We start from the raw sequence: 21,012 nt of genomic DNA, 5'->3' as shown, positions 1-21,012 counted from the left end.
GTCAAACCCGCCGCGAGCGGGGGGACCGGGAAACCAATGTTTGGCTCCCTCGGGAGATCGGGACTGCCATCGACGAAGCTGTCGAGAGCGGACTTTTCCCCTCACGCCAAGTCGCCATCACTCATGCGCTTGAAGCCGTCTTTATTCGCAAGGAACGAAATGCCGTAACGTAAACCAGGCAAAGCAAAGGCCCCGAAGCTGGTAACTTCGAGGCCTTTGGAGACCCACCGAGGGGTGGGCATACAGAATGTGTTTCGCGACTATTCTTATGCCATCCCGACAAGCTGCGTGTCAAGAGCATCGGTTTCGGTGAACGCTCCTGCTTTGCCCTCAACATGGAGGGTACGATGCAACTCGCATCGTCAGGAGGCCGGCGGCTGAGACATGCCGCTCTGGCCGCAAGGAAGCTTGCGCTCGAAGACGGGCGCACAGTCACACGCAAAGAACTCTCGGCTGCCGCTCGCGAGGCCAGCAAGGCCCTCGACCTGAGGCCAGCCCAGCGGGCTGTGCTCTCCGAGCTTGTCGCCTGCTGGGGCGAGCAGGAGTGGGAGCGGCTGCTGGTCTGGCCATCCAACGACTACCTGATGAGCCGCACGGGCCTGACCGAGCGGGCGATCCGTCGCATCCTGCGCCAGCTGGTCGATCTGCAGCTGATCGTGCCTAAGGACTCGCCCAACGGCAAGCGCTACGCCGTTAAAGACCTAGCCGGGCAGGTGGTCGACGCCTTCGGGTTCGATCTGACCCCGGTCTATGCCCGCCGGGGTGATTGGGCGGTAGCGCTCATGGAGCAGAAACAGCTCCGAGAGGTGCAGAAGCGGGCCTTTGACGAGGTCACCATCTGCCGCCGCGTGGCCGAGGAGGCCCTAAATGCCCTGGCCGAGCATTTCCCAGATGTGGATCGCTCCGAGTTCGAGACCCGGCTGAAAGCGCTCCAGGTCCGCACGCCAGCCCGCTCCAGGATCACGCTGCCGGCCGATCTTCTGGACGCTTGGCAGCTGTTGAGAACTGATGTTGAGGAAGTCTTCTATGAAGCGGGCAAAGCCGGACTCGGAGTCCTGCACACTAATAACAACAACGGATCTCCTAGTGAGCCTTGTAACAAAGGCTTTCCGAGGAAAGCTGAGGCGGTTCGTTCAACCGAACAACCCTCGGAGCACCTATCACCGGAATTGATCCTTGAGGCTTGCCCCGCCCTTGGCGACTACGGCCAGCCCGTGCGGGACCTGGCCGACATCGTCTCCGCCGGGCGCTACCTCAGAGCATCGTTAGGAGCCCATGAAAGCGCCTGGGCCGAGGCGGTGGAGGACATCGGCACCGTCAGGGCGGCCATTGCGGTGATCTACACCCTGCAGCTCTACGAGGACGACGTGGCCAAGAACGGCGGGGAGAGCCGAATCAAGAACCCGGGCGGCTACTTCCGCGCCCTCACCCGCATGGTCAAAGCTGGCAAGATCGACCTCGCCGTCGAGCTCCTCGCCATGAGGAGGCGACGGATGTCATAGGAAGACGAACCGTGCACGGCGAGATAGCGACTGGCCAGCGTGCCTGGGGTCAAAGCGCGGCAGTAGTAGGGAGCATCACTGACGTGAATCGTTCATGCTCAATGGATTCACGACTTTGATTGGACCTTGTCCAGGCGCCAGCGCGACACTGGCACATGGCTCAAGACACGATCCAATATCTGGTCCTGCACCGGTGCGATCCAAGCTGCAACATGGCTCGCTATTATGTCCTGTCGATCGAGCCAAGCCTGTTTGGGATGGGACCCTGATCCGTGAGTGGGGCCGCATCGGTTGACCAGGACAGCAGAGGGTCGAGCTCTACGAAAACCAGTCATGTGCAGTGGAAGCTCTCGAGACATGGCTCCAGCGAAAGCGGCGACGCGGCTACCTGCTGCAAAGCGGGTAGGGGAGGAGCACAGAAAGATTGGATTGTCCTCAGCGCAGGATATTGAGCAGTTCTTCGACAGCTTCAGCCTCTTTGAGACTGCCTCTCTCATACTGGCGCAGCACGTCCCTGATCTGGGCGCGCTTTGAGCGCGAGCTGCCAGTTTGCTCGTCATGGGCGGTTGCTTGCCGTTGGATTGCGACTGGCTGTTCGGGCTTGCGGAAGTAAGTCTGTACTTTCTGAAGCAGTCTCATGTTGGGCATTTTTGAAAGATAATTCTGAACGGTCGATATAGCATCTCTTGCGGCCGGTTCGTCGCCTCCTATCCTTAGCAACCGGTAAGATTGAGAAAGACAGACTTTGGTCGAAAGCATTGGAGCAAGAAAGCCGCATTTCGATCACTGGACAGGTGTGAGAAGCGCCTCGACAGTGCTCTGCGGCTGATAAGGTCGGGCAGGCGCTGAGAGGATGACCAGGAATGGACGAGAGTTTCTCGCCGACCATCTTTCTTTATGGCATGGCCCTGATACTTGCCGTAGGAAAGGCGTTCACGCTGACGATCTGGCGGACCCTTCCGCAACCGAGGCCAGGCCTGAGACAGGAATTGCTGCAGGCTTGGAGGAACCGGAGGTTCTGGAAACAAGCTGCAACGAGTCCAGTCCAGCATCGTCGAAGCGAGCAGGCGGTGGACGATCCCTTGAGCGATATTGAGAGGACAAAGGTGGAGCCACACGCCACAGTGTCAGCTCCGGAACAGGGTTCAGCAACACGCCCAGGCTCCAACACAGCTCCTGAGAACTAGCTTTGCAGGTTGCAGGCAGTTCAAGCCACCTCGGGTTGATCGGTTCTTGCGCCTTCGGCCACTATTTCGAGCATCTCATCAGGCAGCGGCCGCTGCAGTTTGAGCGCCACTTCCGCCGGTGCAGTGAGCCAAGTCTCGTACTCCTCAGGCGTTGTGAGGATCACCGGCATCGCCTTCGGATGGATTGGCCCAACGACCGTATTCGGCTCAGATGTGAGGAACGAGTAGAGCAGGTGCTCGCCCTCGACCGGCGCGGCCTTGGTGCCCCGCACGCCCGTCCATGGCCGCCAGATACCCGCGAAGGCCGCCAGGGGCCGGTCCTGGCTGAGGGCAAACCACACCGGCGTCTTGCGCGGCTTGGTATCCTTGTACTCACTGAAGCTAGTGACCGGCACGAGGCAGCGGTACTGCGGCTTGAGCCAGGCGCGCCAGAAGGGCGACCCCACATTACGCACGTTGGTGACCGGCTGGGTGCCGACCTTCGGCGGGGGCGGAAAGCCCCAGCGCATCTGGATCAGTTCGCGCTCGCCGTCGGTCGTCCGCACCACCGGCGCCATCTGGTCCGGGAAGATTGCGGGCAGGGGAGGCACGTTACCGGCGTTGTCGCGCGCGACCTCAAAGGCCCGGCGCATGGCCTCCTGGGTGGTGTAGACCGAGTAGAGATTGCACACGGGCGGGATCCTCCGGCGGGGCATGGTCCGCTTATGCCGTGGGGTAGTTCTCAAATCATCCACAGGCTGGCATAGCCGGGGGATGATGGACAAGCCGACCACCGCAAGTTCCGGGTTCGTGAGCGCCCAACGGTCGCCGGACGATGGACTACCTGAGGACCGCATGCCGGAGGCTGAGGTGGCCCTGCGGCTGGCCGAGTTCATCCTGTCACTGCCAGGCTCGGGAGCCATGGCCAGCGTTGCGATCGATGGGGCTAGCATCAAGGTCGGCGATGCCGTCATATTCGATATCGGCCGCTTCATGGCCGCCACCGGCTGGGAGCAGATCAAGGAGCCGCAGGTCGGTCGAAACGCCTGGACCGGTACCTACCGGCGCGGCGACAAGACTATCCGGGTGCACTCGCGGCCGAGCGAAGGCGATGTGGTCGCCACAGTCGCCGGCCGCCGCATTGTCGCCGAATGCAAGAAGGGTCCGCTGGTCCGAAAGCCCGGCAGCCCAGAGTACCCGCTGCTCACGACAGCGCTCGGACAGGCGCTTCTATTCGAGGTCTCCGCCGACGACATCGTGGTCGCGGCTATTCCGGACACGCCTGTCTTCCGCAAGCTCGCGGAAAGCTGGCGGAGCCGTCCGCTCGTCAGGCGGGCCAGCATCCGGATCGCCCTCGTGGCCCGTAACGGCGCAGTCTCGGGGCTAGATCTATGACCGGCACAGGATGCGGTGGCGCACGATAAAGTGGACCCTCCCCTCGCCTTAGGGAGTTGCGGAATAGAAAGAGCTTTCTTGGGTGCTCGCATAGTTGGACAGATCCCAGTCCGACAAACCAGACAGATCGAGGACGCTGCTGGAGATCCCGCCAGACCCAGCGGGCCGCTCACGCGGCTCATCTGACAGCAGCTCCGGTCAGACACCAGAGCCAGAGCGGCAGCCGCGCCGGGGCGTTCGCCTGACACACCTGCCCAGCGGATAGGTAAGGTCCGAGCTACTTCTCTACATGACATCCCGCCGGAGACGCATGTCAGGTCATGGGCGCATAGAGATCTTTCCTTCATAGGTCAGGTCATCGGCAGCCCCAGGCTGACACCTCGCGCTGAACCCCTTACAGACCAAAGGATTCCGACGGGCACCATCGAGGCCAGGACAGACAGGGGCACGGATTACGGCACCTGCCCATGCCTTCGCCGGATTGCGCCGCGACAGCCAGTTAGGAAGGATACGGCTCTGCCCGGCCTATCACAGCCAGCGTCAGGTCGGAGCACAAACAGACCTGCCGCTTGCGCCCACCAAGCCTCACCCCTCAACCACTCGGGAGCCACACGGCGACCAGCCGCCTGGTCCACAACCTGCCGGCAAGGCGGCGGCAGATCGGAGAAAGGTAAGGTTTCAGGCAGCACAAACCTTCCCTTGGAATGTCAGGTCTGAACCCGCCCCACACCTGACCGTCCCTTGGCGGACAGGTCAGGTCGATCCTGGTCGCTGCAACTCCCGGATCTCCTCAGCGCACCGGCCGGACTCGCCAACTCACCGGCCGCACTGCATACGTGCGAAGTAAAACTCCTCTGTTGAGCGTTCTGAGAACGCGGTGGTTCTTTTGTTTGGTTCGAATGCACATCCTGAGCTTGACGCTCAGCGTATCTCATAACAGCGGGTGTTCCCCCGCCATTGCGCTTGAGCGTATTCATATCAGTTTGTTCTTCCGGAATACGTTTTCACGGCAGAAAGAGACGCGCTGCCCATGTGTGCGCGTCCCCAAACCCGCCAGGAGCGGCCTGGAGGCCGATCGAGGCAGGACAAGGCTCAAGGGCCCTCTTCCGGCCCGGGAGGGGCCACAGGCCTCATTCTACGTCCCGGATGACCCTACCGCCGACGGTCATAGGCTGCGGCTGTCGGATACCTCTGAAGCCAACAGACCCCAAACAAGAGGTGTCCAGAGGGAGGTTTAGGGGCAGGATATTTTTTAGAGCCCAATAACGCAGTTTTGGCGCACCTACCGGTTCGGCCAAAACTGCTCTCTCTTACATCGGGCTCTGCGAGGCTGTTCCGGCGCGCTTTGGGTGAGCCCAATACCGCAGTTTTGACCCAAGCAGTGCGTGACCGACGATTTTGAAAGGGCTGGGCCCAATACCCCAAATATGCCGCACCGCTTTCGTGACTCACGCCCGAATAGCAGTGGGCCCAATACCGCAGTTTTTCCGCATCAGGCTTTTATCCGTATTCTCAACCTGCGTGACTCACGTCTCAAAGCAGTGAGCCCAATACCGCAAACGTGATGCATCTCGGGCGTGACTCACGATCTGACGAGGGTGAGCCCAATACCCCAGTTTTTCCGCAGCGCCCGTTTCTCATGATCACAGGCTGGGTGACTCACGCTGCTGGGAAACTGGGCCCAATACCTCAGTTTTGGAGCACTTGCTGGTTCTTACAAAGCGGAGTGCGACGAAATCGGGTTCTACAAGGCATTCCCGGTCCGCCTTGGGTGAAGCCAAAGCGCACAACCCGGAGGATCGTGACCGGTGGGGGCGAGGCTGCCGGTTGCTCGATGTAATCTCGTCTGGCACTCCGGATGCGAAACCTGCGTTCGTCGTGAATACTATCGGAATACTTGCCGTCGCAGCACGCTCCGGCTGCGGGCGGACGACACGCGTCCGCATGCTCATTCGGCTTCTGCCGCTCTGAGGATCGGTTCGGCCAGGCTGACAAGCAGCTTCGGAGCATCCTACGAGCGTGGTACTCTCTTGCCCAAACGCGAAGTAAACACCTTGGGTCACATTGCAGCGACGATGATGCTGTCACTCGATGGACGACATCGCTCCCGTCTTATTCGATGGCACTGGGTCGGACAGGTTCTAGGCCGCTCTGTCTCTCGCCGGCCGGGGTCTGACCAACAGGCCCACCAGCGTGCGCCCATCATCAGATGTAAATGTCATGTTCCAATGGATCATTCCATGGTCAGGCTGGGTTTCTGCTTTCTCATAACTCACGCGCCACAAAAGCCCGGCGTACGGGAACTGCGCGTCTTTCAACCATTGCCCCCGTTCCCGGGTGTGAGGTCCAAACGGGCAATCCCGATCTCTCCACGCAGAATAGGCGGCTTGCATTTTTTCGAACTCAATCGGCCTGTGACCGCTGAGTTGGTCGTTGGTACTGGTTCCGAAGGCAACATGATCTAGGTCGTCCGGCTTGTCCTTGGGTCCACTATCCGTGGAATTGTCGGCGTACGGCGGCTCCCACGGCGCAGCATTAACCAAAGCCGCCTGTTCCTCCAGAACTGGGCGGTCCTCGACCTCGCTCTCGTCAGCCCAAATCCGGGTCGTCCATCTTGCAACGGTCTCCCGCAAGCCGAAGACGCCCAGGAATTCGTCTGGCATGTTCAGCAAATCCATCGCCGATAAACCCAGGAATCGGGGCTCCGGTTGATTTGCATCTGAAGCAACCTCCCGGGAAGGGTTCTCCAGGCACTTGAGTGTGACCAGCTGAGTGAGCACCTCAGCTGGAAGGGTGAGAACATTGGAAGCACCTGACGCCGAGGTTTGCGTCCCATCGCCAAGCACGAGCCTCTCCAGACGATTAACTTGATGTGTCAATCGGGCAATGAGATCAACTTGCCGTTGATCCCGCTCATCAAGATGCGTCCAATATGTACTCGTCTTGGCGGTAATGGCCTCAAGGTGGGCTACGTGTGCCTCGTCGCGCGCCCTTTTCCGACTCTGACGATCATTCTGGTCCTCAAGGATCTGTGCGCGATCCTTGGTCTCGGTCTTAACCATCGGTACTCCTGCAAAACTCAAATCAAAGCTGAACCTGTGATGAGTCTGATGGAGCCTTGGCACAATGAAAAGGGGAGGGGGTCCACGATCCACCAGCACATTCCGCGTGAGCTCGGAGCCGGACGATAAGGGAGCAGGGCGGAACTGCTCGACACTGGGGTTTGGAAGGGGAATGCACATGACGCGAGTCACAGTGTTTCTGAGGGTGGGCCCAATACCGCAGTTTTGGAGCAGTCCATTCGTGACTCACGCTTCCGGAGTTCATGGGCCCAATACCTCAGTTTTGGCGCAGGGCCCACGTGACGCACGACTGAGCGATCCTCGGGCCCAATACCTCAAACCTGATGCGCCGTGAACGTGACTCACGCTTGAAGTGCATGGGGCCCAATACCGCAAATGCGCCGCACGTCGGCTGCGAGTCATGCGGGGATACAGGAGGGCCCAATACCCCAGTTTTGACGCAGCACCCACGTGACTCACGCTCCAGGGACATGGATCGCCTTTTGGCGTCAGCCGGTCCTGGCCAACCCCATCGTGTCCTGCGGTATGGTGTAAGAGCGCCAATCCTGGGCCGAGCCGGGATGATCAGGCGGTAGCGGCAGAGGCGGACGGCCTCCGGACCTGAAGCTCAAGCGCTTGAGTATGACCCCAATAGAGCAGGGCCTCCGGACATGTACGGCCCTTTCATGCGGGAACCGATTCCTGAGCATCTGCTTACTTCGCTGAATTCGGCAGGCGCTCGATGGAGCGGCTATCGAGAAACGATGGGTGTTAACCCTGGGTCATCAGCGTCATGTCCAGAGTGTTCCTAGATCTTGCTCTCGATGAACGTGCTCCTCCTCGGCCGAGGGACGGTCCACACTATTGGATCGCATCTGGCCTGCCTGTCCGGCCGCCCAGGCGATGATCGTTCATCCAGACATCCAACTCTGCCAACTGTCTGCCCAAGGCAAGCTGATTGTGGGCAATACGGGTGAGCAAAGTTGCGAGGCTGCTCGGCTCGTCGGGTACAAGGCCGGTGTGGCGCAGGGGCGTCTTAAATCCGTCGGTCGGTGGGGCTTTTGTCAAACTACGAGTCTCAGCCCTGCTCTCCTGTTGGAGGCTACGCAAGAAGCCTAGTTCCGCTCCAGGGAGCCGGAGCTCCAACGGCGACGCGATCAGGGTCATGAGCGGGATGTGCAGACGCGCGGCAATCTGCTCCAGCACCAAGATGCTGACATTGGTCTCCTGGCGGATCAACTCCTTGAGATATCGATCACTAACTCCGACCATCCTGGCGAACTTGCTCATCGTCAGACCTTCCATGCGGCGGATCATTTCCAAGTTGACACTGAGGGTGCGAAGGATCGCGCTGCGCTCGACGTCCTTCGATTTGAATCCTGTACGGCTCATGAGTCGAGTTCCTGGTTAGACAGAGGGTGGTGGGATCGTCGGCGGCAGTGGTAAGCCGGGAGGGCTCTGTCGGGAGGGTGGGGCTCTCACGTCACATGGAGTCCTCGCCTGAACTCTGGATCAGCGAGATACCGCGCGGCTTTGGCGAGCCGGAGAGCGTCGGGTCCCGCCCGATGCGGATGCGGGTAGATCTGCTCGATGTGGGTGAGCAACCGCTCTGCCATAGTCGGATCCAGCCCGGCCTCCTGGGCAAGCCCGCCATAAAGACGCTCGACATCGCCTACTGTCCAAGTCATCCTCTGACCTACCGCGCCATAGAGCCGGTTGAGCCACCAGCTATCATGCTGAGGGGCATCCGACACGACGAGCCGGCCGTGGGTAACCTCATCCAGGCGGGAGCAAGCCTCGTCGATGGACAGGCCCTCCGCCTTGAGCATGGCTGGCCTGAGACCGTGAATGGCCGCCGATTGCGCCGACCAGCCGCTGTCGAGATCCCAAGTCGCGTGTGGCCTGACGAGGAAGCTCTCAGGCCCTGCCTCATCATCGAGCACCCAGCCGATCTCGATCGGAAAGGAAGCGGAGCTCAGGCCCGACGCCTCGATGTCGATGAACAGCACCTCAAAGCCACTGAAGGTCAGCCGCATGAGATCTCCAGCAGGAAGTGATGGCAGGAACGAGCGATCAGACAGAGCATGACGAGCCCAGCAGGCCCTGCACATGATCGAGCACCCTCTGCGGTCCACCCGCCGTTTGCAGGACGTCAATCGGGCGAGCGCTAAAGGCGGTGTTGTGGCTCCTCATCCAGCTCTCGGCTGCTTCGGGATCTCCTCCGAGGCCATGATCGAGAGCCCGGCTCAGGCGGATGAGGGGAGCGGCGCGCTCGAGCGTCAGCCAATCCTGCATCACAGGTGTCTGGTTCTCCCGGGCCTGCTCGACCCCTGAGGCGGGCAGGCCCAGGATCGTGGCAAGTACCGGATCAGGAAGACCGAGGTGCGCGGCAGCCCGCAGGGTAGCCTTGGACACCAGGGCTGCATCCTCCTGGCCCAGCGGTTGGTGCAATTCTCCTGACCAGGCGCGAGCCCGCTGGCGTTTGTAGTGCCACTCGTTGAGGAGCACGGCGGCCCATGCCAGGCAGCAGACGATCCCCGGCAGGATAACTGTGGCAAACCAGAACTCAAAGCTCATGGCCTCTGCCTCATCAGCCAGTGTGGGGATGCTTCGGGAATGCAGGAGGCTCTGGTGGCCATCAGACGTCAGCCTTGGGAGCAGGGGAGGTGTTGAGCAGGTCCTGCACGAGGACAAGGAGGGCGCGCTCGTCAAGGGAGCTCAGGGACCAAGGATCCTGGGTCAAGTCGAAACCTCGGCTTGCCACCAGAACTCTGGCCTTGGCGACCAGAACCGCCACCGAGCTGGCCGGCTGACGGAGAATGGCATCCGCAGCCTCCACAGCAGCCTGCTGATGCTCCGCATTCTCCTGATAGGCTGCCGTCAGCCCGATTTCATCGGCCGCCAGCGAGAGCTCGTGATGATGGCGATGAAGCGCCGTGACGATGGCCTGCACCCGAGGCCAGAGATGCGGTGAGGCTTTCGCGGTCTCGTACAAGGCTGGGATGTCGCGGACGGTGTAGTAGAAGCCGATCTCATTTTCGTGGCACAGGTCAAAGATGGCATCGGCTCGGGTGGTCAGGAGAACACTCGGCAGAGGCGGTTTTTTCTGTGACCAGGTCTGTTCCAGCTGGTTCAGGCGCGTGGCCGAGACGAGCGCATCGGCCAGCACGGCCTCAAAGGTCGCCTCGAGCTGCATCAGCGAGAGGTTCTCCGAGGCAGCTGGGCGTGAGGCATACGTTGGCCCATCACGATCCATGTCAGACATAGCGTGTTGCTCCTGAAAGTCAGCATTTGTACAGTGTCGCACTAGATAGCGCGGAATCTTAGATTTGTCAACATACATTTGGACATTGTACAAATGAAGCCCGTTCAGATCCGAATGGCGCGTGCGGCCATTGGGTGGGGCGTACGCGAACTTGCTGAGAAAGCAGGGGTTACAGCAAATACAATCACCAGGATTGAGAATGGGGCAGACGCGAAACACTCGACACTTGAAGCTATTCGATCTGCGTTCGAAGCTGCTGGGGTTATCTTCATTGCGGAGAACGGAGAGGGGCCAGGCGTGCGGCTCAAGAAGCAGATGCCTGATGAGGGCACACGCCCGCAGCAACTAACCTCCGAGAACGACACCTGAAACCCGCTACCGTACTGGCCAGAGGCATCTTCTCTGGGAGCGTGGATCGGCGAGACCAACAAGCAGGGCAGGGAGCATGCCTCACCACAGTCCGATCAACGAATGCTGACGTGCTATGACTGATCCGCACCCTTACCCGACCGACCCTGAAATGCTCGATGAGGCACTGGCGCTCGAATATCTCGGCTACACCATCAGGCTGCAGCCGACACTGCTAGAGTGGATGGCGGTGATCACCCAGCCCAATCAGCGGCCTGGCATTGTCCTAGCGGCAGACCGCGAGGCGACCCTGATCAAGGCGCAAGACTGGATCGCCGTGCAGGCCAAGTCACAGGGCTAGCTCAGGACTAGACGCCCGCACGCCTCTGCCTCCCAGCCTGTGCGCTGCAGCCAGAGCGGAACAGGCGATCACTGTGCATGTTGTGACGATCAGGCCTCAGGGCTGCGACGTCGCGCTGTCAGCCGAAGAGAGCCGTTGATGCCGGCGACTTTGGGCTGATCGAAGTTGAGGTTACCGAGCTTCCAGGATTGCAGCACCACAGAGGTGTCACCAACCGCCTTCGGCTTCACGCCACCCTCGGTCGCACGCTCAACCGTGAGAGCCTTGCCGCTCCAGGCAAGCAGAAGTTTGTCGTCCGGCCCAAAGCCTGCCTGATCCCACAGCTCGCGGGGCAGGCGGATGGAGGTGTAGAACCGGTCCGAGCGCTTGGCATCAGGAATTGATTTTACCACGACCTGAGCAGTGGCAGCTTTACGCGCTGGACCTCCGGTTTTCCCAGAACGCTGAATCCGCTTCGCCGGCGCATCAGGTATCTCAGCAGGTTCCGGTTCTGAGCTGACGTCCTGCTGTTGCTCGTTGTGAACCTCACTTGCTGCAACCGGTTCTTGGGGGAGCGTCACGGCCAATGGCGGGGAGAGCGTCTGAACGGCGGTCACAACCTCTTTTACACTGCCGGAAATTCCCTCAGCCGATTGGACCATCAGAGGTGTCAGTCGTGCAATCGCTTCGATCTGCTGGCCTCCAAGCGCCACCAGCTTGCTCACCTGCTCGGCCATAAGTTCCATGGTGGAGCGGAGACTTTTGAGATCCGCAGCCATCCCGGTCAGAGCCTGCTCCACCTCCGATGACAGGGCAGGGGTTGATCCGGTCTGCTGAGGTGCATTCGGAGCGGACGGGCGGGGGGACTGCATCTGCTTGGGACGGAAGACCTCAGCAGCGAGCTCCTCGGGCTTGCCTAAGTGGCGCGCCAGGATGTCAGCCGTATCCCGTGACCGTTTGTCCACCGGAGCGCTCAGGCGCCTGGATGCGTTCGGAGCCTCTGGCGACCGATGGCGCTGAGCCTCTCGGGGTTCTGCCAGGCAAGCTGGGCACAGATCATAGGCCCGATCGCGGCCGAGAAGCCAGCCGCGGTCCTTGAAGTAGCCTTTGACGAACTCATCCCCGGCAGGCTTGCTGGCCTCGTAGCTGTCTGTCTTGGGACACCCGGAGCATCGGGCGGTGAAACGATACTTGGAGGGGGCTCCACCGGTACGGGTGATCTGCGGCTCGAACTGACGTGCGATGCCTGGCATCTGGCGTGTCCTATGTTAATCGCGACGGGCTTTCCGGCTGAGAACAAGTCTCATGGCCGAGTGTCATTTCGACAGGAAAGCAATTGGAGGAATGTGAGATCAAATAAGACCCTGCTGGAGATTTTCCAAGGCCTCTCACGAGTGGGCGACCACCGACGGCCAAGGAAGGCCATTCTGGTCCGTTCCGCTCAACGGGTAGCGCCATCTCTCCAAACGGGGTGAGGTTGCCTGACAGTTCAGATGGGTAACAGCTCATTAACCATACTTGCCCATTCTCCCCTCGTGCTCTGAGTCGGTCACAGAGCCGTTTCCCACAAGGCAAGCAGATGATGTTCAAGATCCTCACCGATGCAGTCGATGAGAAGCTCGCGTTGATTGCATCTGTTTTAAGAAGGATTGAGCAGGATGGTCAGAGTGCTGATCTGCGCGACCTCGGCTATCATCTCATTCGTGCCCTTCGCCTGTTTGAGCGGAATCCCGGTATTGAGGCTGCTGCCGACGATCTATTTGCGGCAGCGGCGGCGCTGGTTGGAGAGAACATTAAGCTCTCGCAGCCCAGCGCAAGAGGGCGACGCCTTCTCCAAGATGCTCATCTGCGCTTTTGCAGCCGACTCGAGGCGGCTGCGGATCATCTAAAACCTTATGAGTACCTGGTTGTTCCGGATCTTTCCGTCCGCCAAGCGGCCTGACGAGATAGTCTCTGCCGCTGAAAGTTGTTTCTTCCAGGCTCATCTCGTGTGCAGGGGATGTGAGATCAATTCAGGGCGTCGGCGGCTTTCTTAAGCAGAGCCTGAAACGAAGGCTGGTTATTCTGCCCGACCACAACAGCGTAAAGTCGGAGACTGGAGGCTGTTACTTCATCCTGCTCATCCTGGGCGAGCTTGGCGGCCGCTCGGTCCAGCAGTTCAGCCCAATCCTTCTCACCCTGGCCCAGTAACACCGCTGACCACAGGCCCAACTCACCGGAGAGCATCTTGTGGTCAGGCATGGGTGCCCTCGCTCGTATCTGCGGCCTCGACACTATCGCCACCACGGCGAATCAAAGAGCGCCTCGGCTGAATGAACCGGGCGGGGTTCTCAGCCGAGGCATGTGCGGTGCCGGTTGCAACACCACGCAACTACTCTGATGCCTGTTAAGTAAAAATCTCGTTGCCACCTATGTCAGCTGTCATGTGACTCCGGAGCTCAGGCGCGAATGTAGGTGTTGAGCAGCAATCTTCACTCTATCTGACTACACAATCCGGAAGATCTGGCCAGTGGTCGCATCACGGTAGAGATCAACCTTCGTGCCGTTCCAGTGATAGTCGAGATGCCGACCTTGGATGGGATTTGCGGCACCGTCCGGATGGAATAACCCGACACACTCACCACCTGAATAACGAACGCTTGGGTAGACTATTCCATCGGAGTCTGAAGCGCGGAGCTGAAAGCCTAATGTTTGGCTCGACTTGTAATCGTCGGGCAGGAGCAATCCCGATTGGTCGACCTCGTTGCTCCTCAGATCATGAAGATGTGCATTGATCTCGAGTACGATTTCCCGAAATTGAGATGTCCATCCAGCGGGTTCGTTCGTCCGGGCCATGAACTGCCCTTGATGATATATCGTCTCGAACAGAGCGACTTCAAAGATGTTACCTGCGTAAAGCACTCCAAATGTCCCATCGCTGAAGCGGCTGGGTCGATCGGTGCTCACATGGGTAAAAGGCGCCATGAGATAACTCGCGCCAGAGCCGGCGACGCGGCGTTTCTCGGGGACAAGGTCGAGATTGCCGATGGTCTCCATCAGGCGTGGATTGGTCTTCTGCTCCGCCGATATAATGAGGGGCCAATCGGCTGGGTCTGCAATGTCCTCGAAAAGATCGATCGGCGGAAAGATGCTTCGGATAATCCGAACTGAGCCACGCCACCTGACTTCAGAGACGGGAATCGAACTTATGTCGATCACCAGGTGCCCCGCTCCGCGTCCAGGTAGCGGCGTACGCGCATCAGGTCGGTGAGTTCACCACCGAGCATCACCTCAAGGGCTGATCTTTGTGTGAATGCAGAGTTAGGCTTCCTGATCCAAGCATAGCCACGCTGCGGTTCGCGGAAGATAAGTCGCAAGGCTTTATGGATGCCCATGAGGTTTGAAAGCCGGGCCTTACTGTCGCGATCAATGCGGCCGATCTCGCCAGCCTTCCAGCGCCGGTACGTTCGCACCGGCAGGTCGAGCAGGGTTGCCGCCTCTTCGTCTGTGATGTCCCACAGGCGGAACAGGTTGAGTGTTGCGCGAAACATCGCAGCGGCCTCTTCATCGGTGATCGGTGAGGGCCGGAAGTCCTTAGGTACGGTGTCAACAGGCAACAAGGTAGCCATGGTAGGATCTCCCTTATGGCATTATATAACTATTTTAATGCCATATGGCAATATACTGTTCCTCGTGCCTGCCCGGATATGAAACGGGAGTGCCTTCCTAGGATCGCAGCGCTGACTGACATAAAGGTGGTCAAAATCCAGATGTGAGCCGGCTTGCCGCCTTATTCACCGAGGAGTTGATCCAGCTCCGTCTGGGCGAGCTTGCGGATCCTTCAATCGGGCGTGACCTCACAGATGTTCCCGTCGTCCGTGAAGTACACAGGTTCCCTGCGCTGAGGTGGCTTGTTTGGCCGCGTCTATGAACTCGGCGGTCTACTTAGGGCTACCGACCACAACATTCAGTTATCTGCATCATGAAGGACGCGCCTCTGTCCATCAGCTAGAAAGCAGAACAATCCGATTGATCGCTGCAGTCAGCAACGTTCGTTATTTTCTTATTAACCATTCCGAGCGGAAGATAGCCGGAGCCGAAAGGCAGGTGGGGAGTGCGCGGATGTACCGCCTCCTCGCCTCTTGGCTTTAGCAGCATCGTCACCTCAAGGAGCCAAGCGTGAATGCGATCCTGAAAGAGCGCATCGGGGAACGGGTAAGCGCTCTCAAGATCTCGTGGCGCAGGGCCTCCCTGGAAGCAGGCTTTGAGGCGGGGTTCATCCAGGACATCATCACGGGTCGTTCGCAGCAGCCGGGAGAGGATGCCTTGGCGAGCCTTGCTTCCGTGCTCAAGTGCAGCCCAGCCTATCTTGCAGGCCAAAGCGATGACCCTGCCGGAGCATTAACTACTCACGGCGTTGCGGTATCCACCTCAGACACTGCACAGTGCCCCGATGCGGTGATGGCGCTCAGGATCGTCGACGAACTCTTGGCCAGGGGGCACGTTGAGGCAGCCCGTATTGCTGTCAGGCGCGCCCTCAAAGCCATTGCTGTCGAATAAGAGACCCAGCCTGAGTTGCCCCAGGCGACGTTGGGCAATGAGCTTGGCAATCTTACCGACTGCCCATTGGCTGGCTACACTCTCGTGACGTGGAGCAGGAGCGAACCATGCAGTTCAGCGTTGGCGATGTCGTGCATTTGATAGCTTATCCCTCTCATCGGATGACCGTTGTTGAGGTCGATGGCTGCGAGATCACCTGCAGATGGTTTGAGGGAGCTGCAGTCAAAGAAGGCATATTCCCGTTGCACATCGTTGCGAAGGAGTTTCAGCCTCAGACGCCAATCGTTCCTGCCTAGGGGCAACTCACAACCCTTATCTCCTCTGGCGCCAGGAGTGACCGAGCCCGGCCTGAGAGCGGGCTTACTTGCCAGCCAGTTTCTTCGAAGGTGTACGACGCTTCGGCTTTGCGGCCTCAGCCGGTGCCGTGTCTTTCTCGCCCGACCTAGCAGCTGCTTTCGCGGCACTCTTCCTCCGCATCTGACCGAGGCCGCTGCTCCTGGCGAGTTCGGAACGTTTCGCAGCATAGCTGGGTGCAACCATCGGGTAATCGGCCGGGAGACCCCACTTTGCACGGTACTCCTCGGCCGTCAGCCCGAGCTTGCCCAAGTGGCGCTTGAGCGTCTTGTACTGCTTGCCGTCCTCAAGACTGATCAGGAAGTCTGGCGTGATGGACTTCCTGATCGGAATGCGAGGCTCTGGCTTCTCAGGTTCTGCATGCTTCGGAGAATCGAGGCCTTTCAGGGCAGAGTGCACGGCTGCAATCACATTAGCCAAATCGCCCCGATGAACCGAGTTATTAGCAACGTAAGACGAAACGATGTCGGCGGTGATGCTGGCGAAATCTAGCTGCTGTTCAGGCTGATCCATAACTTATCCAATGCTGAGAAGGTAATGCGTGATCAGTTAGCCGATTACATTGCGGCGTCAAGCCGCCCAGACAGGTGCGGGAGCAAGTCAACCGTGGGATTTTGCCGAACGGACGCTTTATGCCAAGCTATGATTGCCTGGCGCAGGAGTTCATCTGCTCCACCGTTCAACGTTTGGATCTGGGTTGCTGCCTTTCTGATGGGAAACCAGCAGAGGAAGGCCTTAGATGTGAAGCTTCGGTCTGGATGAAGTAGGTATTGATCAAGGCCACAACCTTCCGGCCCAGCGCCTGATCCTCTTCAATGTTGCCCGTGTCAAGGATCTCAAGCCGAGTCTCGAAATCAGGGTCGCAAATGAGAATGGCCGGATCCTGCTCGTCACTGTCTTCCGGGCTGTCCAGGAACCAGCCCTCTTCCGGATTCGGATCTTCGATATCCAGACCCGCATTGAGGCTCTCGACAAGATATCCGGCGAGACGATCATTGATCTTTTTGCCATCGTCTTCGCCAAAGATGATCCGGGGCTCGCCTTGAGGATCCCGGATGACATGCTGCCGATCTCGTCCGGGACGGGCGATGAACAGGGTCCAGTGTGACGATGGGCTCATGGGCTGTTCTTCTCGCGAACTTCGTTGAAGACCTGAGCAAAGCTGTGTTTCCGCGTCAAACATCGCCCGGCACAGTTCCTTCATACACTGATTTCGCACTTCAGATTAGAATCCACCGGTCTACAGATAGTGTCAGAACTTATTAGACAAGTCTCTGTTTGGCCCCGTTAGAGATATCACCAGTATAGACGCCGGTGAATGGATCCGACGATGTTCTAAGAATCCTGCACAGCTGGTCAGGGTTGCAGGGCAGGGTTCTGAGAACATCCAGTTTTCACTCGGGAAAGGGACTAAATCGGCTGGGGTCTTTTGCTTTAAACAGGAAGGCTGCAGGAGGTTTCAGCCGACCTTGAAGATGCTCTTGCCCTGCCCTTGCCGGCGCGGCGCCTTCTGGCTGCGCTTCATGTCGAGTTCCTTCTGCCGCTCGGCCACATAGGCCAGGATCGGCCCGAGCCGCTTGTTCTCGACGATCGCCGCCTGGTCGACCTGGCGCAGCTTGTCGTAGATCCGGTAGGGCAGGGAGATGCCCTTGTGCTTGATCGCAAACCGTCCGTCCGGATAGTCGTACACCGTCACCCGCTGGTGGGCCAGCAGCCGGGTGATCTCGTTGGGCTCGAGGATGAACATCACCTTGTTGTACTGGAGCGTCAGATTGTGCGTGACCGTGCGCTCCTCCTTCCAGGCGAAGACATCCTCCAGCACCATCTCCTGCGGCACCGGACGGTGAGCATCCGTGCGGCTGAACGGCTCCTTGGCGAAACGCCGGTTATGATCGGCCAGGAACCCCGGCAGGAAGGCGTTGGCGGCCTCGATCGTCGAGATGCCGGCAAGCCGCATCTCCTTGACCAAGCGATCCTGGAGCGTGCCGAATGAGCGCTCGATCCGGCCTTTGGCGGCCGGCGTGTTGGCGCAGAGGATGTCAATGTTGAGCTCATGCAGGGCCCGTCCGAACTGGGTCATGCCGTCACCACCTTCCGCCTCTGTCCTGCTGACCCGGAAGATGGCGTGCTTGTCCGAGTAGAAGGCGATCGGGCGGCCATGGACTGCGACGTATTGGCGGGTCTCGCGCAGGCAATCGAAGGTGGATTCTGAGGGCACGAAGGCAGCGTGCATGAGCCGGCTGGTGGCATCATCGATATAAGCCAGAAGCGTGCATTGCGGGCCACGGGCCTCGAACCACCAGTGCTTGGAGCCATCAATCTGGATCAACTCGCCCATCCGCTCGCGGCGATTGCGCGGCTGATGAACGGAAGGAAGGCGCCGGCGGCGATCCAGCCACAGACCTTCCTCCATCATCCATTTGCGGACCGTCTCGCGGGACATGGGACAACCATGGGTCTCCCGCAGCTTCTCAGTGGCCAATGTCGGACCGAAATCCGGATAGCGTTCCTTGATGATCGTCACAACCAGGTCGCGGACCGATGCGGGAAGCCGATTGTTTCCAGGCCTGCCGCGGCGCTTGGACGCCAAGCTGACGGCTCCATGCTCCCGAAAGGCCTTCAGGAGCCGGAAGACCTGCCGACGTTTAAGCTGAAGCAGGGCGCACGCGTCCCGAACGGTGATCCGACGGGCTTCTAAATCCATCAAGACATTGAGCCGGGAAAACTCCTTGTTGCTCATCGACACCACCGCCATCGGCCACGTCCTCTTGCAACCCCGAAAAGCAGGAGAGTGCCATTTGAACTTTGCAAGGGGGTGTCATCTCTATATTGCAGCTACAGATCTAATTCGCATAAGGAGACTTTTGACAAGAAGTCTGCTGCCGGCCACGAGATCACCCTGCCGGCTAAGAGAACTTACCAATTCCAAGAGAGCTTGGCGATTGGTTGCCGCGTGAGAGCCTCAATCTCGGCATCAGTCAACCGGCGCTCATGTCCGGCGGGCATCATCACACACGAGCAACCCGCATCGTCCGCGAAGTACACAGGATTTCCTGCTTTTTGATGTTCCGTGACTGCATCGGCGACCGCCTCTTGGATCGCGCTCTTGAGCTGCTCGGACCATTCGGGCCCTCCGCACTATACTCAAGAAGCCACAGCAGACCTTCATCGCCATAAACCTCCCGTGCCCTTCCGATGACCGTGGCGATCTCCGGCCCAGATCCCTTGAGAGACCTGAGCTGCTCGATTGGGCTCTCAAGACGGGCGATCGCCTGGTCAATCGCGTGGTCGATGTTCGCGGCGGTGTAGGGTTTGAAGTCTCGATCCGGTCCAATGGGCGGCATGTGGTCTCCTCCGTGAAGGAATTTCAAGAGCACGAACTGGCCCGCCTCCATCGCTATGAGCTCGTCCGGAGATCGACTGCCGAACCACCGGTGCGGCGTCTTCAGGAAGCCCTCAGGATCATCGTATAGATCAGCAATGAGGGTCCGGATCTCGTCGGCCATCTGTGTCATAGACGAGAGTCGAGCATTACGTTCGATTACGGCCAATTCTATCGGAGTCTGCGATTGCAATCGAGCTGAGGGGAAACATAATCCTGATCATGGATACGGGGTTCTCTGTCGAGCGGTCATGACCCTCACCAAGTCTCAGCAGGACATCATGGCGGCGATCGAACGTCACTGGACAATTCATGCGCTTCGGCGATTCCGCGAGCGCTACAATCTCGACGATTACGATCCCGCCTCCTTGATTGATTTGGTTGATCGGATCGAGCTCAAATACCGCGCTGCTTTTGCGAGTCCGTATTGGGCCCCCTACCCCAGGGTGATGGTCATCGCCAGGCTGACGCGACGCAATCTGGCAGCATCTCCGAAAGTGAGGATCGTCTACCAGCGACGAGAGCAGATGATTGTGACGGTACTCCCGCTGAAGCTGGACCCGAATCGCCGAAATAAGCTCAAGACACTGACGGTGTAAGGCAGGTTATTTTGGTTCTCGTGTTCGGCCGAGAATTCGGGCCACAGTAGATGGTTGGTTTGCGGAGTTTTGACAAGAAGGCTGTAACTGGTGCTGTGGCAGGGTCCTCCCAAAGGAGGATCTCATGAAGACGAAACGGACGAAGTCCAGTATGGGATCAGGATTGGCCGCAGCGAAGAGGCCTTGAAGCTCCTCGCGCAGCTCGAGGAGTTCGCGACTTGGGCGAGGCGAGTTCAGCCGATGACGCTCCAGATAGGATAATACGGTGTTGTCACGTTAAACAGCATCGGGCGCATTGAGGCCGCCTCGATCGCCGGACACGCTCAAGCGGCGATGCTGGCCGCAGACTTCCACGCCGCCATGGCATTGAGGCGGTGAAGGTGGGTGGCAAGGGCAGAGCGGCGGGAGCGAGGGGGAACGAACAGGTTGCGGACGGCAGAGAACACACTGACAAATCTTTGTAGCCCTCCCGGAGTTCGAAAGCCCTGCATAGCCCGTTCACGTTTTCGCAGTGGAAGATGCGAGGTCTCCGCCCAGTTATTCAGACCCTTATGCGAGCTATGCTCAACCGCGGGCATGATCTGGCGCCGGGCAGCAGCATAGGAGCCGGGCTTATCGGTGATCAGCCGCTTGGGCGGGCGGCCCTGCTTTTTCAACAGGCGCTTCAGCAAGCGTTTCGCCGCTTTGGTATCGCGCCGCGTCTGGACGATTTCGTCGAGGACATAGCCATCCTGATCCACGGCCCGCCAGAGCCAGTGCTGCTGGCCGGCGATGGTGATCACGACCTCATCCAAATGCCAGATGTCGCGAGGGCTTGGTGTCTTGCGCTTGAGGCGGCGGGCGTAGGACGGCCCGAACTTCATCGCCCATCGCCGGACGGACTCGTAAGAGACAACAATACCACGCTCAAGCAGCATTTCCTCGACAAGCCGCAGGCTCAAGGGGAACCTGAAATGGAGCCATACCGCGTGGGCGATGATCTCGGGTGGAAAGCGGTGGCGCTTGTAGCGGACGGGCTTGGTCATGGCGGACCGTCTACGCGGCCCGCTCTCATAGTCGG

24 protein-coding genes are annotated in these 21,012 nt (G+C 59.3%); 8 read left to right on the top strand and 16 right to left on the bottom strand.

Annotated features, from left to right (window positions below; genetic code table 11):
- Positions 1-347 precede the first annotated feature (347 nt).
- Complete coding sequence (gene repC, locus JAO75_RS19235) at positions 348-1,502, top strand: plasmid replication protein RepC (protein ID WP_199050756.1); 1,155 nt, start codon at positions 348-350, stop codon at positions 1,500-1,502.
- A 435-nt stretch (positions 1,503-1,937) separates the two neighbouring features.
- Here repC and JAO75_RS19230 read toward each other — a convergent pair whose 3' ends face one another.
- On the bottom strand, positions 1,938-2,141 hold the full coding sequence (locus JAO75_RS19230; protein ID WP_199050755.1) for a hypothetical protein: 204 nt from the start codon (positions 2,139-2,141) through the stop codon (positions 1,938-1,940).
- A gap of 568 nt (positions 2,142-2,709) precedes the next feature.
- Positions 2,710-3,360, bottom strand: coding sequence for an SOS response-associated peptidase family protein (locus JAO75_RS19225; protein ID WP_199050754.1), 651 nt, complete (start codon positions 3,358-3,360; stop codon positions 2,710-2,712).
- An 82-nt stretch (positions 3,361-3,442) separates the two neighbouring features.
- Here JAO75_RS19225 and JAO75_RS19220 point away from each other — a divergent pair, with 82 nt between their 5' ends.
- The gene (locus JAO75_RS19220) at positions 3,443-4,063 is read left to right on the top strand and encodes an SH2 domain-containing protein (RefSeq protein ID WP_246742606.1); all 621 of its coding nucleotides are present in this window, start codon (positions 3,443-3,445) and stop codon (positions 4,061-4,063) included.
- A 2,141-nt stretch (positions 4,064-6,204) separates the two neighbouring features.
- Here the strand turns inward: JAO75_RS19220 and JAO75_RS19215 are convergent.
- The 5 genes from JAO75_RS19215 to JAO75_RS19195 form a co-directional block, all read right to left on the bottom strand.
- Positions 6,205-7,125 carry a hypothetical protein gene (locus JAO75_RS19215; RefSeq protein ID WP_199050753.1) on the bottom strand — a complete coding sequence of 307 codons (921 nt, stop codon included), beginning with the start codon at positions 7,123-7,125 and terminating at the stop codon, positions 6,205-6,207.
- Between the two features lie 861 nt (positions 7,126-7,986).
- Entirely contained in the window at positions 7,987-8,517 is a 531-nt protein-coding gene (locus tag JAO75_RS19210; protein WP_199050752.1) for a helix-turn-helix domain-containing protein, read from the bottom strand.
- An 86-nt stretch (positions 8,518-8,603) separates the two neighbouring features.
- Positions 8,604-9,161 (bottom strand): 3'-5' exonuclease, encoded by a 558-nt coding sequence (locus tag JAO75_RS19205; protein WP_199050751.1) that lies wholly within the window; start codon positions 9,159-9,161, stop codon positions 8,604-8,606.
- 37 nt (positions 9,162-9,198) lie between these two features.
- Positions 9,199-9,702 (bottom strand): antitoxin Xre/MbcA/ParS toxin-binding domain-containing protein, encoded by a 504-nt coding sequence (locus JAO75_RS19200; RefSeq protein WP_199050750.1) that lies wholly within the window; start codon positions 9,700-9,702, stop codon positions 9,199-9,201.
- A 61-nt stretch (positions 9,703-9,763) separates the two neighbouring features.
- A complete protein-coding gene (locus JAO75_RS19195; protein ID WP_199050749.1) occupies positions 9,764-10,390 on the bottom strand; it encodes a hypothetical protein in 627 nt (208 codons plus the stop codon).
- A 93-nt stretch (positions 10,391-10,483) separates the two neighbouring features.
- Here JAO75_RS19195 and JAO75_RS19190 point away from each other — a divergent pair, with 93 nt between their 5' ends.
- Together JAO75_RS19190 and JAO75_RS19185 are read left to right on the top strand one after the other, a co-directional pair.
- The gene (locus JAO75_RS19190; protein WP_312887636.1) at positions 10,484-10,759 is read left to right on the top strand and encodes a helix-turn-helix domain-containing protein; all 276 of its coding nucleotides are present in this window, start codon (positions 10,484-10,486) and stop codon (positions 10,757-10,759) included.
- Between the two features lie 115 nt (positions 10,760-10,874).
- Positions 10,875-11,099: a hypothetical protein gene (locus JAO75_RS19185; protein WP_246742605.1), complete on the top strand. Its 225-nt coding sequence runs from the start codon at positions 10,875-10,877 to the stop codon at positions 11,097-11,099.
- An 89-nt stretch (positions 11,100-11,188) separates the two neighbouring features.
- Here the strand turns inward: JAO75_RS19185 and JAO75_RS19180 are convergent, their stop codons facing one another.
- Positions 11,189-12,331, bottom strand: a complete 1,143-nt coding sequence (locus JAO75_RS19180) for a hypothetical protein (protein WP_199050748.1) — start codon at positions 12,329-12,331, stop codon at positions 11,189-11,191.
- A 326-nt stretch (positions 12,332-12,657) separates the two neighbouring features.
- Here JAO75_RS19180 and JAO75_RS19175 point away from each other — a divergent pair, with 326 nt between their 5' ends.
- Positions 12,658-13,020, top strand: a complete 363-nt coding sequence (locus tag JAO75_RS19175) for a hypothetical protein (protein ID WP_199050747.1) — start codon at positions 12,658-12,660, stop codon at positions 13,018-13,020.
- Between the two features lie 65 nt (positions 13,021-13,085).
- Here JAO75_RS19175 and JAO75_RS19170 read toward each other — a convergent pair whose 3' ends face one another.
- The 3 genes from JAO75_RS19170 to JAO75_RS19160 all read right to left on the bottom strand — a co-directional run bounded on the left by JAO75_RS19170 (position 13,086) and on the right by JAO75_RS19160 (position 14,686).
- A complete protein-coding gene (locus JAO75_RS19170) occupies positions 13,086-13,319 on the bottom strand; it encodes a hypothetical protein (RefSeq protein ID WP_199050746.1) in 234 nt (77 codons plus the stop codon).
- Positions 13,320-13,562: 243 nt separating this feature from the next.
- Entirely contained in the window at positions 13,563-14,276 is a 714-nt protein-coding gene (locus JAO75_RS19165) for an RES family NAD+ phosphorylase (RefSeq protein ID WP_343234658.1), read from the bottom strand.
- Positions 14,273-14,686 carry an MbcA/ParS/Xre antitoxin family protein gene (locus JAO75_RS19160; protein ID WP_199050745.1) on the bottom strand — a complete coding sequence of 138 codons (414 nt, stop codon included), beginning with the start codon at positions 14,684-14,686 and terminating at the stop codon, positions 14,273-14,275. Before JAO75_RS19160 ends, JAO75_RS19165 begins: the two co-directional genes overlap by 4 nt.
- 550 nt (positions 14,687-15,236) lie before the next feature.
- On the opposite strand from JAO75_RS19160, the gene JAO75_RS19155 reads away from it, so the two are divergent.
- On the top strand, positions 15,237-15,617 hold the full coding sequence (locus JAO75_RS19155) for a hypothetical protein (protein ID WP_199050744.1): 381 nt from the start codon (positions 15,237-15,239) through the stop codon (positions 15,615-15,617).
- A gap of 107 nt (positions 15,618-15,724) precedes the next feature.
- Positions 15,725-15,913 carry a YodC family protein gene (locus tag JAO75_RS19150; protein ID WP_199050743.1) on the top strand — a complete coding sequence of 63 codons (189 nt, stop codon included), beginning with the start codon at positions 15,725-15,727 and terminating at the stop codon, positions 15,911-15,913.
- Positions 15,914-15,977: 64 nt separating this feature from the next.
- On the opposite strand, the gene JAO75_RS19145 is transcribed toward JAO75_RS19150, so the two are convergent.
- The 4 genes from JAO75_RS19145 to JAO75_RS19130 all read right to left on the bottom strand — a co-directional run bounded on the left by JAO75_RS19145 (position 15,978) and on the right by JAO75_RS19130 (position 19,477).
- Positions 15,978-16,484: a Ros/MucR family transcriptional regulator gene (locus JAO75_RS19145; RefSeq protein ID WP_199050742.1), complete on the bottom strand. Its 507-nt coding sequence runs from the start codon at positions 16,482-16,484 to the stop codon at positions 15,978-15,980.
- Positions 16,485-16,650: 166 nt separating this feature from the next.
- Positions 16,651-17,091, bottom strand: coding sequence for a hypothetical protein (locus JAO75_RS19140; RefSeq protein WP_199050741.1), 441 nt, complete (start codon positions 17,089-17,091; stop codon positions 16,651-16,653).
- Between the two features lie 339 nt (positions 17,092-17,430).
- Positions 17,431-18,726 carry an ISNCY family transposase gene (locus JAO75_RS19135; RefSeq protein ID WP_199050740.1) on the bottom strand — a complete coding sequence of 432 codons (1,296 nt, stop codon included), beginning with the start codon at positions 18,724-18,726 and terminating at the stop codon, positions 17,431-17,433.
- Between the two features lie 253 nt (positions 18,727-18,979).
- Positions 18,980-19,477, bottom strand: coding sequence for a hypothetical protein (locus JAO75_RS19130; RefSeq protein ID WP_199050739.1), 498 nt, complete (start codon positions 19,475-19,477; stop codon positions 18,980-18,982).
- A gap of 127 nt (positions 19,478-19,604) precedes the next feature.
- On the opposite strand from JAO75_RS19130, the gene JAO75_RS19125 reads away from it, so the two are divergent.
- On the top strand, positions 19,605-19,952 hold the full coding sequence (locus JAO75_RS19125; protein WP_199050738.1) for a hypothetical protein: 348 nt from the start codon (positions 19,605-19,607) through the stop codon (positions 19,950-19,952).
- A gap of 323 nt (positions 19,953-20,275) precedes the next feature.
- On the opposite strand, the gene JAO75_RS19120 is transcribed toward JAO75_RS19125, so the two are convergent.
- Positions 20,276-20,977, bottom strand: a complete 702-nt coding sequence (locus JAO75_RS19120) for an IS6 family transposase (RefSeq protein WP_199050737.1) — start codon at positions 20,975-20,977, stop codon at positions 20,276-20,278.
- Between the last annotated feature and the right edge of the window lie 35 nt (positions 20,978-21,012).

Source organism: Microvirga splendida, from assembly GCF_016427565.1.
Taxonomy (GTDB): Bacteria; Pseudomonadota; Alphaproteobacteria; order Rhizobiales; family Beijerinckiaceae; genus Microvirga; species Microvirga splendida.
Note: the sequence above shows the minus strand (reverse complement) of the source record. Positions and strands in the feature narration are given on the sequence as shown.

Bases quoted from the DNA above. Each gene is read 5' to 3' on its own strand.
- JAO75_RS19140 (WP_199050741.1), bottom strand. From the start codon at position 17,091: ATGAGCCCATCGTCACACTGGACCCTGTTCATCGCCCGTCCCGGACGA.
- JAO75_RS19185 (WP_246742605.1), top strand. From the start codon at position 10,875: ATGACTGATCCGCACCCTTACCCGACCGACCCTGAAATGCTCGATGAG.
- JAO75_RS19195 (WP_199050749.1), bottom strand. From the start codon at position 10,390: ATGTCTGACATGGATCGTGATGGGCCAACGTATGCCTCACGCCCAGCT.
- JAO75_RS19190 (WP_312887636.1), top strand. From the start codon at position 10,484: ATGAAGCCCGTTCAGATCCGAATGGCGCGTGCGGCCATTGGGTGGGGC.
- JAO75_RS19175 (WP_199050747.1), top strand. From the start codon at position 12,658: ATGATGTTCAAGATCCTCACCGATGCAGTCGATGAGAAGCTCGCGTTG.
- JAO75_RS19160 (WP_199050745.1), bottom strand. From the start codon at position 14,686: ATGGCTACCTTGTTGCCTGTTGACACCGTACCTAAGGACTTCCGGCCC.
- repC (WP_199050756.1), top strand. From the start codon at position 348: ATGCAACTCGCATCGTCAGGAGGCCGGCGGCTGAGACATGCCGCTCTG.
- JAO75_RS19200 (WP_199050750.1), bottom strand. From the start codon at position 9,702: ATGAGCTTTGAGTTCTGGTTTGCCACAGTTATCCTGCCGGGGATCGTC.
- JAO75_RS19135 (WP_199050740.1), bottom strand. From the start codon at position 18,726: ATGGCGGTGGTGTCGATGAGCAACAAGGAGTTTTCCCGGCTCAATGTC.
- JAO75_RS19230 (WP_199050755.1), bottom strand. From the start codon at position 2,141: ATGAGACTGCTTCAGAAAGTACAGACTTACTTCCGCAAGCCCGAACAG.
- JAO75_RS19220 (WP_246742606.1), top strand. From the start codon at position 3,443: ATGATGGACAAGCCGACCACCGCAAGTTCCGGGTTCGTGAGCGCCCAA.
- JAO75_RS19215 (WP_199050753.1), bottom strand. From the start codon at position 7,125: ATGGTTAAGACCGAGACCAAGGATCGCGCACAGATCCTTGAGGACCAG.
- JAO75_RS19125 (WP_199050738.1), top strand. From the start codon at position 19,605: ATGACCCTCACCAAGTCTCAGCAGGACATCATGGCGGCGATCGAACGT.
- JAO75_RS19210 (WP_199050752.1), bottom strand. From the start codon at position 8,517: ATGAGCCGTACAGGATTCAAATCGAAGGACGTCGAGCGCAGCGCGATC.
- JAO75_RS19145 (WP_199050742.1), bottom strand. From the start codon at position 16,484: ATGGATCAGCCTGAACAGCAGCTAGATTTCGCCAGCATCACCGCCGAC.
- JAO75_RS19120 (WP_199050737.1), bottom strand. From the start codon at position 20,977: ATGACCAAGCCCGTCCGCTACAAGCGCCACCGCTTTCCACCCGAGATC.
- JAO75_RS19205 (WP_199050751.1), bottom strand. From the start codon at position 9,161: ATGCGGCTGACCTTCAGTGGCTTTGAGGTGCTGTTCATCGACATCGAG.
- JAO75_RS19130 (WP_199050739.1), bottom strand. From the start codon at position 19,477: ATGGCCGACGAGATCCGGACCCTCATTGCTGATCTATACGATGATCCT.
- JAO75_RS19150 (WP_199050743.1), top strand. From the start codon at position 15,725: ATGCAGTTCAGCGTTGGCGATGTCGTGCATTTGATAGCTTATCCCTCT.
- JAO75_RS19170 (WP_199050746.1), bottom strand. From the start codon at position 13,319: ATGCCTGACCACAAGATGCTCTCCGGTGAGTTGGGCCTGTGGTCAGCG.
- JAO75_RS19180 (WP_199050748.1), bottom strand. From the start codon at position 12,331: ATGCCAGGCATCGCACGTCAGTTCGAGCCGCAGATCACCCGTACCGGT.